This window comes from Phocaeicola plebeius (assembly GCF_003437535.1).
GTDB lineage: Bacteria > Bacteroidota > Bacteroidia > Bacteroidales > Bacteroidaceae > Phocaeicola > Phocaeicola plebeius_A.
This window is the reverse complement of the sequence record NZ_QSQT01000005.1, coordinates 18,459-36,571: the sequence shown is the minus strand read 5'-3', so window position 1 is coordinate 36,571 and position 18,113 is coordinate 18,459. Positions and strand designations below refer to the sequence as shown.

Genomic DNA, 18,113 nt, shown 5'->3' with positions numbered 1-18,113 from the left:
CTTCTGCGCTGAAGAATCACTCACAGCAAGCAGAAGGAGGTTGCTTTGTTTTATGCCGATGTATAGCCGAGAATTATTTCACTACAAAATGGTAAGTTCCCGACAACAATTCCGCCTTACACATTCCACCCTGATACGTCACTTCTTTTATACCCTCTTTTCCAGCTTGTAACGCGCGACCATTTTCAGTTACGCTATCCATTGAAGCAGCAGTCAAATAAAGTGTCGCACTGGTATTCGCCGGAACCGTGAATGAATACCTCACTTCTCCATCCTTCACTTCCCATGCGCTTTCTATACGTCCGTACAGCGAATCATAATATCCTCTGGCAAAAGTCATCTTTCCTGTAGGGTCTACCTTCGGACAAAGCACAAAATGCTTGAATCCCGGATGATGCTCATCCCGCATAATTCCCAGCGAGTAGGCATACATCCAAGCCCCGACGGCTCCAAAGGAATAATGGTTAAACGAGTTCATCCGGTTGTTCTCTCCAAATCCGTCGACATGCGTATACGAGTTCAGGCGTTCCCAAATGGTAGTAGCTCCCTGCTCCACAGAATACAACCACGAAGGATAAGTAGTCTGTTGCAACAAGTTATAGGCTACCTCATCATATCCATTATCCGAAAGTGCCTTGCTAATCCATGCCGTACCGATAAATCCCGTCATCAGCGAATAAGCCGGATAAGTCTTTCCATCGTCCGCCACATTCTCCCGCTGCACCGTATGCGCCAGATTAGCTGCAAACCGCTCTTTCCATTCCGGATTCACAATGCCGAAAGACAAAGGAAGCACATACGAGGTCTGTATATCCACCAGTTTTCCCTTTTCCGGACCGTTTGTTCCCGAAGAAATCGTTTTCGCCGTCTGCGGGTCGATATATGTACGGTTAAAAAACGACTTACGTTCGTCATACAACTTCTCAAACTTTTCTGCATCCTCCTTTTTACCTAAAATCTGAGCCACCTTTTTCATGATGTCCAGGTCATAGAGAAAGTACGCTTCCCACATCAGTGTCTTGTCATTCTTGTTATCCTCCGGTCCCAGCCAGTCACCCAAGTTTCCCCAGACCTTCTCCTGTTCCAGTACGCCCGTCTCCGGATTGATATTCTTGGTCCGCACATAATCCACATAACGGCACATCGCCTCATAGTGCTCTGCCAGCAAGCTCTTGTCACCATATTGCTGATACACTTCCCACGGCACTGTAATACCTGCACTTCCCCACAGTAGACCACCAAATCCGCCACCTAGAGGAGCCACATCCGGGAAACGGCCATCCTCACGCTGTACGTCCCTCATGGCACACAAATAACGACGCAAGAACTGCGGCACATCTACCAGGTAAGTAGCCGTGCGGGAGAAGACCGATATATCACCCGCCCATCCCAAACGCTCGTTACGTTGCGGACAGTCGGTTGGGATAGAGAAGAAATTGGCATAAGTAGACCACACAATATTGTGCCACAACTGGTTAACCTTCTCATTAGACGTTTCATACTTAGATGCCAGTCCGTCAATCGAACTCAACACCACTCCTTTCACATCCTCCAGCGGCAAAGCCTTGTCTATGCCCGTAATCTCAATAAATCGGTATCCATGATAGGTAAATCTCGGCGCAATCATTTCATTTCCTCCTTTCGTGATGTATTTATCCTGCGCCATAGCTGCACGAATATTTTCCAGCATAATCATTCCCTCATTTCCGGCATAACGCGGCAAGTCGGGATATTTCACCTCGGCATAACGCAGATTGATTTCCTGTCCTGCCTTCATTCCCTTGAGGGTGATTTCAGGCACTCCCACCATATTCTGCCCCATATCGTACACAAAGATGCCCGGACGAACCTCTTCTACCGATTGTGCCGTCAGCTTCTGAATGGCCTTTACCGTCTGACCGTATTGAGCCACCAAGTGGAAATTAGAATAATCATCGACTTTTGGCATTGTTCCTCCACCTAACCGACTGACATGACCTCCGAGCGAGACTTCTACTGCTTTCGTCCAGGCCGAATCATCATATCCCGCTTTCGTCCATCCTTCAATCGCTTTTTCTCTCAAGGCATCATATACCTCGCCCTGAAAGAAACTACCATACACCACAGGCCCCTGATTAAAATACTTCCACGTATCTGGAGAAGTTACGATTGTCTGTACCTGACCATCTTCATAAGTCACAACCAACTGTGCCAGCAACGACTGACGGTCACCAAAGAAATTCCAGTTTTCTCCGGCATAAGTTGCTCCTCCGCTCCACCATCCTTCGGCCAAAATTGCTCCAACGGCATTCTTCCCTTTCGCAATCAGTTTTGTCACATCGTACACCTGATACAGATGCGTTTTATTATACTGTGTCACACCCGGATTAAAATAGTCCTCTCCCACACGCTGTCCGTTGAGATATATTTCATAAATACCCCGGGAAGTCACATACAAACGCGCCTTACGAACCTTATGGGAGGAAGTCACAAACTCCGTACGCAGCATCGGCATAGCGTTACGGCTGGGATTCTGTACATAGCACTTCTTTGCGCCATTCAACAGTTTAGCATCCAAGGTGACAGAAGCTACTCCGGAAATTGCGAATATCCGTTCTGACTCCTGAAAAATCAGTTGCGTGCTCCAACACATACCCCACATCACCGACTACCGGAAACGCCACGAAATCACCTCCCTGTCCCAAAGGATTCAGATTCACTTCCCCAATCTGCACCTCTCCTTTTTTCAGTGTAGTGAAACCCAGATTGGAATACAAAGAGAACGTATGCGACTGATATTGATTCTCCGCATTCAGCACATCAGCGGGCAACATAAAAGATTTCAAAGGAACAGAAAGTTTGTCATCCGGCCGATAACCGGCACGATAAATATGTACCCAGGCATTTCGTCCGTCTTTCAAAGGAGACAAATCGAATTCTATTTTTATGTATGACTCATCCTTTCCGCTGGCAATGTGATAAATGTTCTTATTCGCATCCATCAGACGTTCATCGTTGGCACCATACACAAATGCTATCTTACGCGACGCAGCCTGCTTTTTCATCTGAAATGAACAATCCAGTCTGAATACTGGCAAATAATGTGAATAAAGCACCATATCCTCGTCACTGCCTCCAATCCAACGTGCTCCGTTCCAGCCCTCTTTATCATCAGACGTCATCAGGCTTGTCTCAAACCAAGAATCTTTTTCCGCAATTTCTCCCTTATTGTTCCAGATTTTTACTTTCCAGGTATAACGGGTAGCCGGCTTCAACGCCTCTCCCTGATAAGTCACATGCTGGGACACATCTGTTGTCACTTTTCCGGAATTCCAGACTACCTTTCCAGCCTCATCCTTTACCTCTAATTGATAAGCTGTCTGATATATGCCTCTTTCGTGTGGGTTACTTACAAGTTGCCAGCCGAATCTGGGGACTGACGTATCTAACCCTAAAGGATTCTCAGCTAACCCCACTTTCATTTCAGCTATTGACATGTATTCCTTCCTATAAGTGCTGCTCGATAAAATTATTCCTAACAAAATTATTATCAAAAAAGATTTTCTACCCATACCTCATTATAATTAAATTTCTCTCGAAATTACAAAAAGAGATTTATCATACAAAAAGAGATTATCTCAAATAGAATTACAAAAAAATTAAAAATAAAAAACCTCCTACTTTTAGACATATCATTAAGGTAAATGAAAGCTAAAGCAGGAGATTTTTATATTATAATTTACAGACTTTAAGTAAGTCTATCCATTGATTCTCCTTTAGAGCACCAACTAAATAGCTTTACAACTACTGACCTAATTTCGCTTTTCGCAACAAAGTCTGCATTTCAAATAACTTTTCAGGATATTGAGCCGCTACATTTTCTTGTTCGTTAACTTTCTTCATTTCATACAATTGTGGAATACTGTCATTACCTGTTTCTATTCTCGGTCCCCAAGTAATCATACGTGGCCCATCATTTGGTTCTATATATTTCCAATCTTTAGTTCGGATAGACAATACATGATTAGCCGCAAACTCTACAACCCAGGAACGATCTGTATTATCCGTACCCAATAGATTACCTAACCGGCTCCAACTATCAGGAGCACTCCCTTTAGGTAAATGTGCATGAATCAACTCTCCTAATGAAGCCATCCAGTCAATCTGCGACATCAACACATTTGATACGCCTTTTTTTTGTATCATTTTTGGCCAGCGCACAATGGCAGGAACAGTTGTTCCACCTTCAAAAGCACTATACTTATAACCTCTTAACGGTCCGGAAGGCGTATGCCCATTCAATAGCTCTTCAGCTCGATCATCATAACCATCATCCACAACCGGCCCATTGTCACTAGACAAAATAACAAGCGTATTTTCTGTTAAACCCAATCTATCTAACGTTTTCATAATTTGGCCTACACTCCAGTCAAATTGCAGAATAGCATCTCCACGCAACCCCATCGGACTTTTTCCTCGAAAACGTTCGTGGGGGAAACGGGGTACATGCACGTCATTTGTTGCAAAATAAAGAAAAAACGGTTCATTTTGATGCTGGCTGATAAAATCAATAGCATGCGAAGTAATAGAATCAGCAATATTCTCATCTTTCCACAATGCCTTTCCACCTCCTTTCATGTATCCAATACGGCTAATACCGTTCACAATTGACATGTCATGCCCATGGCTTGGCTTCAGGTTATACAATAGCTCAGGATTGTCTTTTCCTGTAGGTTCTCCTGGAAAATTTTGCTTATAACTCACCTCGATAGGAGCTGTCGGATCATATCCCGCCACTTGTCCATTCTCTATAAATACGCAAGGAACACGGTCAGCTGTAGCAGCCATAATATAATGATAGTCAAATCCCAAATCAGCCAAAGAAGCAGGTAAAGGAGCATTCCAATCCTGCTCACCAGTCTTATCACCTAAGCCTAAATGCCACTTGCCAACGGCTCCAGTCACATAACCAGAATGCTTAAACATATCAGCCATAGTATATTGTTCAGGACGAATAATCATTCCTGCATTTCCAGCTGCAACATCTGTACCTTTTTTCCTCCAAGCATATTCACCCGTCAATAATGAATAACGTGAAGGAGTACTGGTAGCAGCCACAGCATGCATATTCGTAAAACGTAACCCTTCATCAGCCAGCTTGTTCACATTTGGCGTCTCTATATTTTTCGCGCCATAACATTGCAGATCACCATACCCCAAATCATCTGCATAAATGATAATGACATTGGGCAATAGGCGTTCAGTTACCTCATTCTTATTGCTATCTTCCACAGAAGCTCCACTAACCCAATTACAAACAAACGGAGAGAGTAGAGAGAATGTTAAATACTGTATTTTCATATCATTAATTATTATCAGTACTAATCACGTAAATTGGGATTTATATTCTGCTCTGACAAAGGAATAGGCCATTTATAATCTTGCGGATTGCGAAAATCACGACGTCCAACATACCAACGACAATTCCCTGTAGGATCTATTTCCTTAGTAGAGGAAGCATAAGTAGTAGAAGAAGGGTAAGGTGCTCCCCAAACTTCTCCAACTAAAACCTTGTCTGCAATTTCCCAACGCAATAAATCCCAATAACGTATTCCCTCATAGGCCAATTCTATTCTTCGTTCGTTACGGAGTCTTTCCCGTAAAATAGACGGATCTGTTTCTGTAATAGGAGGCATCTCTACCCCGGCACGACCACGCACTTTGTTGATTGTAGCATCTAATATAGGCTTATCAATAACCTCTCCCCCTTCAATCAAACATTCCAGATAACCCAACAACACTTCCGCATAACGAATTATAGGTGTCACTGCGCTATAGCTTTGAATATCATTAATCGGATTCTCATCAAAATACTTCCGCCACATGAAACCTGTTTTTGATGCTTCTGACGAATAATCAAGTCGCTCTTTAGCAGAAGCTTCATAATCTGGACTCATGCGATACGTTGTACCCATAAAATCCGCACCATTATAAAACAAAGTATAGTCCAAACGAGGGTCACGGTTCTCTCCTAAATTATTTGGATTATAACGTGGGTCATCATAACTGAACGGAGTACCATCAACAAATTCATAAGATTCAAACAAGCCGGCAGAAGGATTGGAAAGACTCCATCCTCCATCTTTAGCTGGAAGCACTTGCTGAGGCATACCACAGCCAAAATAATTCTCCAAATAAGCAATATAGAAAATATTCTCTTTATTGCCAACCCCGGTACCTGGCCAGAATAATTCCGGATAACTCGTGTGGATATCATTGTCTCCATAATCTATGATTTCCTTATAAGCGGCAGCTCCACTCGCCCAATCTTTTTGAAGCATACATGTGCGGCCTAGAAAAGCCAAAGCAGCCTGTTTGCAGGCACGGCCCGTTTCACTTGAAGCAAGATCCTTAAAGCGTGGCAAATCTGCAGCAGCTTCTTTAAATTCAGTAGCACACCATGCCAATATTTCAGATTGTGTACTTCTTTTTACCGTATTGGCCTCCTCACCACTCAACACAGTGGTTACTAACGGTACATCCTTAAAATAACTTGCCAGATAATGATATTGAGTCGCACGCAAAAAACGAGCTTCAGCTATCATCCTTTTATTCTGGTCTGATTCTGGCATTTTTTGCATTCCTTCCAGAAAACGATTGCATTTACCAATGCGTGAATAAGCCGACGACCAATAATTCGCGATAAAAGAATTCGTGTTCAGCAACTGCCCACTAGATATCTTGTAAAAGTCATTATTTTCTCCCCTGCGATCAAACGCATTGTCTGTCAAATGTTCCATAAACAGCAACCCATGATAAGACCAGAAATCAGACACGCTATATTCCAAGCCATTAGTTATCTTTCCACGATAAAGAGCAGTCAAGGCAAGTTCTGCATTTTTTTCATCATTCCAAAAATTTTCTTCCGATAGGTCGGTCAGAGGCAATCTTTCCAAGTCACATGACGAGAAAGACAATGAAGCAAGCAAGGTAGCAAGCATCAAATATTTAGAACATTTCATAAGGCTTTAGAATTTTAATGTTAAACCAAAGGTGTAAGTAGACATAGTTGGATAATATTGTCCATCATTACTTGTATTCTCAGGATCCCAACCTTCACGATAGCTTTTAAATGTCAGTGGATTATCCAAACTTACATAAAAACGCATACCACTGGAACCAAACTTCCGAGTCACAGATTCAGGCAATGTATAGCCAAACTGGATATTACGGACTTTGACATAAGAAGCATTCAACACCCAATAATCCGAAGTTAAAGTATTATTGCTTCCCGCATTTGACATAACTTCCAAACGCGGATATTCAGGATAACGATTGTCTTGCTGTACATTCCAGCAATTTTCCATCTGCCAACGCTGTATATTGCCTTCCTGATAAAAAGCATATCCGGCATATACAGAAAGCGTACCTTTTACACCAGCAACTCCCTGTATTAACATACTAAAATCAAATCCTTTATATTCAGCACCCAAATTCAGGCCAAAAGTATATTTCGGAATACGTGATCCTAAGTATGTTCTGTCATCAGGCGTTACTTTTCCATCACCTGTAATGTCTACATAACGGATATCTCCAGCCTGTGAACCTTTGGCTATTTCAGCCTGATCATACCAATCGTTCACTTCTGCGTCCGTAAGAAACACACCATCTGTCTTATACCCATAAAACATCTCCATCGGATAGCCAATAAACAAATCGCTTCCATTACCTATCATACCATTATTTTGGGTTACATTTCCCATTCCCAATGTTAGAACTTTGTTTTTAATGATAGAAAAATTACCATTAACATGATAATGGAAATCACCGATTGTATTTTGATGTCCTATCTCAAACTCCCATCCCTTGTTTTCCAATTCACCGGTATTAACCTCTGAGATGGCCAAACCAAAAATAGAAGAATAACTAGCCGCAGGCTTGTAAAGCACGTCCGTTGTCTTTCGATGAAAATAAGTAGCATTCAAGGTCAGTTTATTATCAAAGAAACCCGTCTCGATACCAAAATCAGCCGTACGCGTCCGTTCCCATTTCAACGTCGGATCTACATAAGTCGTAACAGCTGCACCTTGGGTATATACGCCTCCAAACACATAATTCTGTGCCTCCCCCAAAGTATATACAGACTGGTAAGGATAATTACCGATATTATTATTTCCCAATATACCATAAGAAGCCTTTAGTTTCAAATTATTGAACCAGTCGGACACATTTCTCTCTTTCCAGAATTTTTCTTCAGACACACGCCATCCGGCAGCTACAGAAGGGAAAAAACCGAATTTTGTATTTGACGGGAACCTTGAAGAGCCGTCATATCTCATAGTCGTCTCAAAAAGATACCGCTGATCATAATTATAAGTCAAACGACCAAAAACAGACTGTATTGCCCAGTCATATCCACCTCCATCATTAGTTTGACCGTCAGCTCCACCTGCTCCCAGATACGGCACATCATCTGATGGAAAGTTATTACGGCTTCCACTTAATGTTCGTTGTCCTTCGTCTTCCCAAGTATAACCTAATAGTACCGACAAATTATGTCTCTTTGCAATAATAGTATTATAATCGGCTACGGCCTGAAATGTCTTATATACAGTACGCTCCATGGAATTGGTTAAAGATGAAGGACCTGTACTCTGCCCTCCGGCCAGCGGCATATCTGCCCGATAATTACGGATAGTGCTTAATGCATAGTTATATCCACCAATAGCTCTCAATGTAAGTCCTTTTATAGGTTTCCAAGTAAGCTCTATATTACCATTGAATTTATCAAAATCCTCACGGTAAAAAGAAGCACAATTCACCCACGCCACTGGGGTACCCTGTAATTTGGGTCCCGGACCGATTTCACCAGTTGATAAATAACTAGGTGTCAGTCCCGGATAACGGACAGCATTTGCTATAATACCTTTGAATCCCTCATTATCAAGTACTCCAGGAGTAGAAGGTTCATGCCTATCAGATGTCATTCCGCTAACTCTCACACTAAGTGACACATTTTTAGCAATTTCCGCATTCAGGTTTACTCTTGCATTGTAACGGTTATAATAATTATTATCCAGTAAACCATTCTGACGAAGATATCCAAGTGAAGCCATATACTGAAGTTTTCCAGAACCTCCATTCACACTTAATTCATGCTTAGTCTGCAAGGCATGTCCACCAAGCAATTCATCCAAATACATTTCATCAGCATAATTGTCCGGATCGGAACCATCACGATATTTCCGAATCATCTCTGGAGTGTAAGTTTCTGTTCCCATTGCCATATTATAGTACTCAGCATACTCATACGAATGGGCAAAATCAGGTAATTCCGTAGCCTGACTCATACCTATAGAACCATTGTAGGTAATATGTGTTTTGCCTGCCTTTCCTTCCTTTGTAGTTACGAGGATTACTCCATTTGCCGCACGGGAACCATAAATAGCAGCCGAAGCCGCATCCTTCAGCACTGAAATATTTTCTATTTCCGATGGAGTCAAATCACTAAGAGAACCAGGCATCCCATCAATCAGCACCAACGGATCAGGAGTAGCTCCGAAAGAGCCTACTCCACGTACACGAATTGTACCGGCATCTTGTCCCGGATTTCCACTTGTCTGTGTGATAGTTACTCCAGATAACTGGCCAGTCAACATATTGGAAACATCCGGAACCGCACGTGATTCTAAAGTTTCACTATCTAATGTTGCAATAGAGCCTATCACATTCACCTTTTTCTGTGCTCCATAACCAATGACTACGACTTCATCCAACGTTTCAGAATCTTCTCTTAAACTAATAGCTATTTGTTTCCCTGAAAGCACTTGTACACTTTGGTTCTTGTACCCTACATACGAAATGTCTAGCATAGCTCCTTCGGGCACTTCCAACATAAAATTACCGTCAATGTCCGTAATCGTACCATTAGAAGTTCCTCGTTCCATGACTGTTGCACCAATAATCGGTTCGCCATTCACATCCCGAACAGATCCTTTTGTCTGCAACTTTTTGGACGAAACCACCCCATTCTCGGACTTTTTTATAATAATATTCTTATCTTTAATCTCATAAGTAATTCCTATTTGGCCAGCCAAGATTTGCCGAACCACATCATCTATATTCCCGTCTTGCACGGAAATGGAAATGTGTTTCTGCGTATCCACATCAACTGATGAAAACACAAACGAATACCCTGACGACTTCTTCAACTGTTCCATCGCCTCCTTTACCGTTACATTACCGGTTTTCAGTGTAATATTCTGAGAAAAGACCGATAAGTTCAGGCAAAGCGCTGCCGAGGCTACTAACATAGCCTTATTGAAATATCTCATAATTCTGTTGATTTTTAATTAAATAACTAAAATAAGAATTGTAAGAATCGAAGAATACCTATCTTTGCGGCATCTTTGATTCAAGTTTTTGCCCTATGCAGAAGACTTGCAAACCAGCAAGGAGGATGTGCCCGCATCTTCCTTGTTTTTTATGTCTTCGCCTTATGGACCCTGTCAGCCGGAAGATTCTATGTTCATGGTGTTTCTCTTTTTAAGGTTTGACAAATTAGTTAATAAAGGATGTATTTTTCATTTTCGTATCGATACTTCATACGATTGGTTGAAGCAATAGTTTCCAGTACTTCTTCTATAGTATTACCCATCACCTTGAAGCTACCGTAGAAACGACGGTTCTTCAGGCTGTCGGCTATCTCAATTCGTACATCGTAGCTACGCATCAGTTTCTTGGCAATGTCTTCCAATAATTCCTCGTCGAAGAACAGCTCATCGTTTGTCCATAACATGGAATTCTCTGCACGGGCTCTCGATTTCACCATTTCGCCCGTACGCTTGTTCAGCACCATTTTCTCATTAGGAGAAAGATATAAGTCTGACATGGATTTCAAACTATTATGCAAAGCAACCTTTCCCTCCAATAGACTCACCGTCACTTCTTCATCATCCGAGTAGTTCTTGAAATTGAACTTGGTACCCAATACACGCAAGTCTACTTCATGCGTATGAATCTCAAAAGGAAGGTCTTGATTATGAACCACCTCAAAATAGCCTTCTCCTTCCAGACTGAGCTGACGGTTATCCATACCAAATCCCTGCGAATAGGTGATTTTGGAACCAGCATTCAGCCACACTAACGTACCATCCGGCAAATACAGCTTGGTACGTGCTCCCAGCGGAGCCTCTACCACCATATCCGAGAACGTCTGGCGAAGTGTTTCCTGTCCTTTCCAGTAACCGGCCAGCGGAAGCAGCACAATCAATATCACGGCTGCCACCCGGTAGAAGGTCTTCCATGAGAAACGGTACACCTTCGGCTCTTTCTTTCCGATTCGTTTCTGGAAACGGGCAAAAGCTTCTTCCTTATCGAACACCTTATCTTTTGCAGTCACTCCCGATGAAAACCAGACTTCTATCTGATTACGGACGTACATCCGGTTCTCGTCCGACTGCTGGCTCCAGTTTTTCAATTCCTGAAAAGCGTCTGCCGTCAGACTACCGGAAAGGTATTCCGCAATCAACTGATCAATCCGTTCATTTATCATTTCTTCGTGCTGCATAATTTGCTGTGTTTATAAGTAAGACAAAAAAGAGAAAAAAGAGGGTAGTCAAAAAAGAAGATTTTTTCAATTTCCCAGAAAAATATACCACACGAGCAGCTTCAGATAGCCTGACATGCGCTTCTGAAGAAAGGCCAATGCATTCTTTATGTGATACTTAACTGTATTGACAGAGATATTCAACTCGCGGGCTATTTCTTCGTATTTTTTTTGTTCAAAACGACTTTTTTTGAAAACCACACGACATTCTTCTGGCAGGGCCTCGATACTGCGTTCGAGTTCTTCCTCCAGTTCCTGCTCCAACAGATAACCTAACGGATGGTCTTTCTCTATAAATAAGGTATCCAGAAATTCCACATTCTCGGGAAGAGAAAAAGAAGAAAACTGCAATTCTTCACGATGTGCAAGAGAATTCAGTTCATTCAAGCAACGATTACGAACCGATTTCATCAAATAGGCTTTCAAAGAATAAGTGATTTCCACCTCACTTCGATGTTCCCACAAATAAAAGATGGCATCATCTACCACCTCCTCTGACAAAGATGCGTCATGGAGAAACAAATCAGCGAAACGGCAGAGAGGGACATAGTGCCGGTCGTAGATCCGTCTGAAAGCAGATTCATTTCCACATCGCAGTTCTTCTATCAGTTGTTTTTCCGTCATAGCTCGATTCATACTCAGCAAATTTAGAGATTTTCTGTCTATATCCACGGTTTTCCTCCATTATTTAATGTAGAAAATGACTCATCAATAAACAGAAAATGTTTTGGAATATTCTATGTCTCTCAGCCCAGAACCCTACGTTTCCCTACCCGAAAACATACGGTTCCGCCTTGAGAAACGTACGTTTTCCGTACGCAAAACATAGAACATATACATTCATTCTCCAGACTACACAATCAGACTTTCCTCTTTATCCCTCTCCCCTCACAACACCTGAATTTGGTATCTTCAGATGAGATTTTCCTCAAAAAGGCAAATTTTTATCGTTTTTCGATAAAATATTTCTGTTTTTCTTTTGCAGTTCAAAAATAATATCTACATTTGCATATCGAAAAACGATAAATATTTATCGAATACAAACGCAAACAAACACTATTATTTACACACAAACACGTACAATTATGAAAAAGACATTCACAAAAAAGACACTGGTAGCAGGAATCGCTGCTGCATTGATGACATTGACAGCCACAAATGTAAACGCAAAAGAAACCTTCATTTACGGACAGAACCAGCAAAGCCTGATTGTTTCTACCTTGAATGAGGACGGCAAAACACTTACTCCCAAATGGAAGTACGAATACCAGTACGACACGTTGGGAACCATGACCGAGAAAAAAGCTTACCGCTGGGATGCAGAACAAATGACCTGGACACCAGCTTATCTGCTGACTTGGAGAACTGAGGGGCCAACCCTTCAGAAGCTTTCTGAAAACAAATAAACTAACCATTTAAAAACGCACACATTATGGGACGCACTATCAAATTATTACTGTATTTCTTCGCTTACCAATTAGCTTTCATGGGAGTAGCTATCTGTGGATATATGTTGTATCAAGGCAGTTATGAGGTTCCACAGACACCCGACAGCCTGTATACAAACCTTATCATGCTGGCACAAATCCTCTCCACCGCGGCAGTAGGTATTCATCTGTTAGTAGGGAAATATGTGGGACTGGACCAGAAGACCTGGGGGTATCACCACTCACCCAAACTGTTAGCAACCTCAGTGGTATTCATTTTAGCGATGGGCTTATGGACCAACTATTTCAATGAGCTGGCCGACTTACCTAACAACATGCAGGAGGCGTTCGAAATGATAATGCGTAACCCACTGGGCATCATTGCCGTGGTCATCATGGCTCCTATCGTAGAGGAACTGCTGTTCCGTGGAGCCATTCAGGGACATTTACTTCGCAAATGGAAACATCCGGCAGGAGCCATCGTACTTTCGTCATTGATTTTCGGAGTAGTGCATGGTAACTGGGTACAGGCACCGTTCGCCTTCGTAACCGGATTGGCACTGGGATGGATGTATTATCGCACAGGCAGTTTGTTGCCCGGCATCCTGATGCACTTTGTCAATAACAGCGCAGCCGTAGCTTCTTTCTTATTAGCAGACGATCCGAATGCTACCATGGTTTCTACTTACGGACAAACGGGAGCAGCTCTTATGGCGGCTGGAGGAATGGCTCTTACCATCATCTGTGTGCTGTTCATTCAAAAGAAACTGGTTCCGCAGCCGGCAGTATGGCATCAGCCTGCTCAGGCAGAAACAATTGAAATAGAGAACAATACACTGTCTTCACAAACACATTCACACAATGAAAACATTTAAAATCATTGGATTAATAGCCCTATTAATCGTACTCTTTGAATTCATAGGCGGCTTTAATGACGGCTGGAGCGATGTAGATAAACTGGCTCCCATCAGTATAGAGTCTGCAGATCCGGCTTTTGACAAGGTAACTGCAACCACCTTCGATGTATTGCCCGATTCAGCCATACAAGCAGCCAACTCGCAAGCCGGCACAACTGTTCCCACCGGATTCATGCAATGCCATTCGTACATCGTACCCAGCGGACTGACAAATTTCACTTATATACTGCTTGGTCTCACAGGGCTGGTATCCTTTTATGGACTTTACAACCTCATCCGTCTGTTTATCTCTATCATCCGCAAAGAGGTCTTTACATCCATCAATATCCGACGGATACGGTGGGGAGTTTATCCTCCTATTGCCTATCACTTGGTTAAGTATTTCCTCAACTGGAGTGAAACCCGTGATGCCATGGCACAACTTACAATTCCGGGATACACCATCCAGCCCGCATCTCCTTTTGAGTTCAGTTGGATAGGTATATTGTTGCTGATACTTCTCACGGAAGTATTTGTAGTAGCAGTAAAACTAAAACAAGAATTTGACCATTTAAAATCTTCATCTACATTATGAAAAAGAGACTGAATATATTCTGTGTATGCATGATTGCTGCTTTCCTGTTGTCCGTTTCCGGAAATGTGTACTTAATTATAGAAATGTTTGTAAACGGAGTAGAGGTAGGCATGAAAGCTGCACAAGGAGAAATCACTGAGATACCTCAATATAAAATGGTACACGTCTTGCCTACTGACATGATGGAAACGACCGGAACAGTCACCAACTTGAAAGACGGCAGACAACTGGCTGTCAAACCGATTACAGCTCTTGTGGAATGCCCCTATTCCCATTCCAGCCATGGCTTTGAAGTGCTGCAAGGTCTCATCGGTTTTATTGTCATTATCGGATTTGTCTATGCAACTGTCTATTTCGCCAAACTGATGATACACATCAACCGAAACATCGTGTTCGACTGGATTAACGTAAAACACCTGCGCCGCGTAGGATGGAGCCTGACAGGAATATGTGTGCTTTCTTTTATTAGTATCTGGATTTCAAACCATCAGCTTGCACAATGCATTGAACTGGCAGGAAGCAAATTGAATATATTAATTGCCTTCTCTGATTCCACACTGATTTTAGGCTTTATCGCCCTCTTAGCCTCAGAAGTGTTTGCCATCGGCTTACGGTTGAAAGAAGAGAATGAATTAACCATTTAAATTTGAATGGAAAGATGAAAACTATTAATACTAAATGGAAAGCTGCAATCGGTATCATTCTGACCATGATACTTACCTTGATGCTGCTGACCATCATTTACTGGTTGTTCATCGAGCAACAGATAGAGATACGTTCCCACCGCGTGTTAGTCATGACGGGAATGATTTATGGTGGAATGTACCTGCACCATGTATTAGTAAAACGCTATACCCGCTGGTGGAAGGTATTGACTGAAGAAGAAGAAGAAAACTAAACTGAATAATTTATGCCGATTATCGTAAATCTAGATGTGATGATGGCGAAACGAAAGATTTCGCTGGGAGAACTTGCTGAAAGGATTGACCTTACGCCGGCAAATCTCTCTATTTTAAAAACAGGAAAAGCCAAAGCCATACGCTTCTCCACTCTGGAGGCTATCTGCAAAGAACTGGACTGCCAGCCGGGAGACATACTGGAATACAGAGTGGAAGACTAATTTTACACTCACAATGAAATGCATCTATCTGAAAAATTTTATTCCGGATAGATGCATTTTATTACTCTTTATTCTTTCATAGATTACATTTAATCCCTAAAGCCGTTTCTCATCACTTTTTGTTCCCACGAAAAAGGATTAAACTTGAGGAAGTTAAATATAAAAAAAGAGTGTTATGAGAAATCTAAAAAGCTTATTCGGTATTATTTTGGGTATGTTATTAACAATGCCATTTCTAACTGCATGCGGAGATGATGAAAGTATTGATTTAGGAACTCCTAAATACGAATCCATCAGCGGAAAGTACACCATTAATAACCCCTCTTCCCCTTATAAGAGTATTGAACTAGGTGCAGGTGGAGACTATATTGTCACACTAAACAACGGATATAACACCAATTTATCCACAAAAGTCACACTCAATAAAGAAACATACGGTATTTTCAGACAACCTAAAACTAAAAGCCGTGCGACCAACTACAATGGTATTATTTATGGACAATACACTGAAAACTCAGATGGGACATTAAATTTGGAAGGCTTTGGTACTATTGAAATCGTATACGGAACGGGAGAAGAAGTAAAAGGTTTCAATCTGACTCCAACCAATGGCGGCCCTGTAACACTTGATGTAACTAAGGAAGAAACCATGTCAGATGATGAATTAACCAATGCCTTATGCCGTACATGGAAAATTGAAAAAGTCCGGATGATAGAACAAGGTGATGGAGAGTCCTATGATATCACTCTTACTCCTCAGGATTGGGAACAATTCGAAGGTGAAATCGAAGTTTTTCCCAAAGAAGTACTATTCTCTAAATCTGGTACATACATGATTTACTACGCAGACCAGAGTATAGGAATTTCATCATGGAAATGGAAAAACCAATCTGCTGGAACCATCTATTACAGCTGGGATAATGAGTGGTATGACGATGAATTTGCCACACTAAGCTTCTCTGGAAATCAGCTCATCATATCTGAAACTTACGAAGAAAATGATGAGCTTGGATACTATAAATTTGAAACCTACACTTATCTTGTTGAAAAATAAATTTATTCCCCGGGTGTTAGTAACGCTCGGGGAATAAATTTATTATTACCATTCAAATAATTTACTTCTTGATAATAAGCAGGCTCCTATAACTCCAGCCTTAGCCTGTAACTTAGATAATACAACTGCTGAATCTTTGCTCACTAAATTTAAAGAATACTTGCGTATAGCAGTCTTTATAGGTTGCAGAATGTAATCCTCCGTCAATGCCAAAGTACCTCCAATTACAACTAATTCAGGATTAAACAAATTTATCAAGCCGGCAAGATAACGACCTAACTTACGACCTATCTCCTCAACCAACTCGATGCACAGAATATCTTCCTTATTGGTCGCATCTACAATTTCTTCTAATGTGAGAGACGTTTCTCCTGTAAGAATCCTTTTTGAAAGAATAGAACTTTGTCCATTCTTTACTTTTTCACAAAGAATCCGATGTAAGGCTGAGCCTGAAACTTCTGTTTCCAGACAGCCTTTTTTTCCGCAACGACAAATTATCTCGTTATCAAACACACTAAAATGGCCAAATTCACCTGAAAAACCGGAACGGCCTGTATAGATTTTTCCATCAATAATAAAAGCAGAACCTAACCCCCAGCTAATATTGATAAAGACAATATCTTTTTCTCCTTTCACAGCACCTTTCAATAATTCTCCGTAAGCCATTGCACGAGTATCATTATCAATGCTTACAGGAATCCCAATCTTCTCATATAAAACTTCAGCTAAGGGACGCTCTTCAAAATTAAACATACTAAAGCTATAACCAGCTTCAGGATTCACCCGTCCTGAGATATTGACACCAACTTGCAAAATTTTGTCTTTAACATTTACATGTTTATCCAAAAACTCACAAATATGACAAGTCAATTCGTCCAATCCCTCCAAAGTATTCTCAAGTCGACATTCTATCCCCATTTGCAGATCAATCATGTCTCCCGTAAAATTCATCAAACCAATATTCAAACAAGAAGACTTAATATCTACGCCCACCATATAAGCAGAATCAGGATTTAATCCATATAAATTAGGGGGCCTTCCCTCACTCGTTTCTTGTTTACCATAATTCACAATATAGCCAGCATCAACCAATTCCATTAGAAATTTAGTCACTGTAGGAATACTCAAATCGATATCTTTTGCCAAATCCGGAATGGTAGAAGAATGATTATGCATCAAATAAGTAATAATCTTTTTTTGGGTGATTCCACCTTTCGTTCCACTTTCCATCTCTTTAATTAATTTATGTGCCATAAAATATTCTCAAACTAAGTAAATAATTTTGACTTTAATAACTAGTTTAATAAAGTCTTGGTAAAGATTACTGTTATCTAACCAACATTTTGCTAAATTAAAAAAATCAACAGTATAAAACAATAAAAACAAAGTAATAATTATGACCTAACTATAGAAAAATCTCTCATTAATATAGTA

The 18,113-nt window shown here is 41.2% G+C and carries 15 protein-coding genes; 7 read left to right on the top strand and 8 right to left on the bottom strand.

All coding sequences use genetic code 11. From position 1 onward, the window contains the following. Positions 1-73: 73 nt before the first annotated feature. From DXD04_RS03760 to DXD04_RS03735, 7 genes are all read right to left on the bottom strand, one after another. Positions 74-2,641 carry an alpha-L-rhamnosidase gene (locus DXD04_RS03760; RefSeq protein ID WP_443683835.1) on the bottom strand — a complete coding sequence of 856 codons (2,568 nt, stop codon included), beginning with the start codon at positions 2,639-2,641 and terminating at the stop codon, positions 74-76. Beyond that, complete coding sequence (locus DXD04_RS17150; RefSeq protein ID WP_462333460.1) at positions 2,547-3,476, bottom strand: glycoside hydrolase family 78 protein; 930 nt, start codon at positions 3,474-3,476, stop codon at positions 2,547-2,549. The genes DXD04_RS03760 and DXD04_RS17150 overlap by 95 nt, the downstream gene beginning before the upstream one ends. Positions 3,477-3,783: 307 nt before the next feature. Further along, positions 3,784-5,340 (bottom strand): sulfatase family protein, encoded by a 1,557-nt coding sequence (locus tag DXD04_RS03755; protein WP_117671026.1) that lies wholly within the window; start codon positions 5,338-5,340, stop codon positions 3,784-3,786. 20 nt (positions 5,341-5,360) lie between these two features. Next, positions 5,361-7,001 carry a RagB/SusD family nutrient uptake outer membrane protein gene (locus DXD04_RS03750; RefSeq protein ID WP_117671024.1) on the bottom strand — a complete coding sequence of 547 codons (1,641 nt, stop codon included), beginning with the start codon at positions 6,999-7,001 and terminating at the stop codon, positions 5,361-5,363. 6 nt (positions 7,002-7,007) lie between these two features. Further along, entirely contained in the window at positions 7,008-10,313 is a 3,306-nt protein-coding gene (locus tag DXD04_RS03745; RefSeq protein ID WP_117671022.1) for a TonB-dependent receptor, read from the bottom strand. Positions 10,314-10,543: 230 nt separating this feature from the next. Continuing rightward, complete coding sequence (locus tag DXD04_RS03740) at positions 10,544-11,548, bottom strand: FecR family protein (protein WP_117671020.1); 1,005 nt, start codon at positions 11,546-11,548, stop codon at positions 10,544-10,546. A 66-nt stretch (positions 11,549-11,614) separates the two neighbouring features. Next, positions 11,615-12,223, bottom strand: a complete 609-nt coding sequence (locus DXD04_RS03735; RefSeq protein WP_117671018.1) for an RNA polymerase sigma-70 factor — start codon at positions 12,221-12,223, stop codon at positions 11,615-11,617. 449 nt (positions 12,224-12,672) lie between these two features. Here DXD04_RS03735 and DXD04_RS03730 point away from each other — a divergent pair, with 449 nt between their 5' ends. The 7 genes from DXD04_RS03730 (at position 12,673) to DXD04_RS03700 (ending at position 16,679) form a co-directional block, all read left to right on the top strand. After that, positions 12,673-12,993, top strand: a complete 321-nt coding sequence (locus DXD04_RS03730; RefSeq protein WP_117671016.1) for a DUF3836 domain-containing protein — start codon at positions 12,673-12,675, stop codon at positions 12,991-12,993. Positions 12,994-13,019: 26 nt separating this feature from the next. Next, positions 13,020-13,889 carry a CPBP family intramembrane glutamic endopeptidase gene (locus tag DXD04_RS03725; protein ID WP_117671014.1) on the top strand — a complete coding sequence of 290 codons (870 nt, stop codon included), beginning with the start codon at positions 13,020-13,022 and terminating at the stop codon, positions 13,887-13,889. Next, positions 13,876-14,505, top strand: coding sequence for a DUF2975 domain-containing protein (locus tag DXD04_RS03720; protein ID WP_117671012.1), 630 nt, complete (start codon positions 13,876-13,878; stop codon positions 14,503-14,505). The genes DXD04_RS03725 and DXD04_RS03720 overlap by 14 nt, the downstream gene beginning before the upstream one ends. After that, positions 14,502-15,149 (top strand): DUF2975 domain-containing protein, encoded by a 648-nt coding sequence (locus tag DXD04_RS03715; RefSeq protein WP_117671010.1) that lies wholly within the window; start codon positions 14,502-14,504, stop codon positions 15,147-15,149. The genes DXD04_RS03720 and DXD04_RS03715 overlap by 4 nt, the downstream gene beginning before the upstream one ends. Before the next feature lie 14 nt (positions 15,150-15,163). Next, positions 15,164-15,403, top strand: a complete 240-nt coding sequence (locus DXD04_RS03710) for a hypothetical protein (protein WP_117671008.1) — start codon at positions 15,164-15,166, stop codon at positions 15,401-15,403. A 12-nt stretch (positions 15,404-15,415) separates the two neighbouring features. Then, positions 15,416-15,625: a helix-turn-helix domain-containing protein gene (locus DXD04_RS03705; protein ID WP_022053808.1), complete on the top strand. Its 210-nt coding sequence runs from the start codon at positions 15,416-15,418 to the stop codon at positions 15,623-15,625. Positions 15,626-15,800: 175 nt separating this feature from the next. Next, entirely contained in the window at positions 15,801-16,679 is an 879-nt protein-coding gene (locus tag DXD04_RS03700; RefSeq protein ID WP_147330739.1) for a hypothetical protein, read from the top strand. A gap of 45 nt (positions 16,680-16,724) precedes the next feature. Here the strand turns inward: DXD04_RS03700 and DXD04_RS03695 are convergent, their stop codons facing one another. Further along, on the bottom strand, positions 16,725-17,933 hold the full coding sequence (locus DXD04_RS03695; protein WP_117671004.1) for an ROK family transcriptional regulator: 1,209 nt from the start codon (positions 17,931-17,933) through the stop codon (positions 16,725-16,727). Positions 17,934-18,113: the final 180 nt, after the last annotated feature.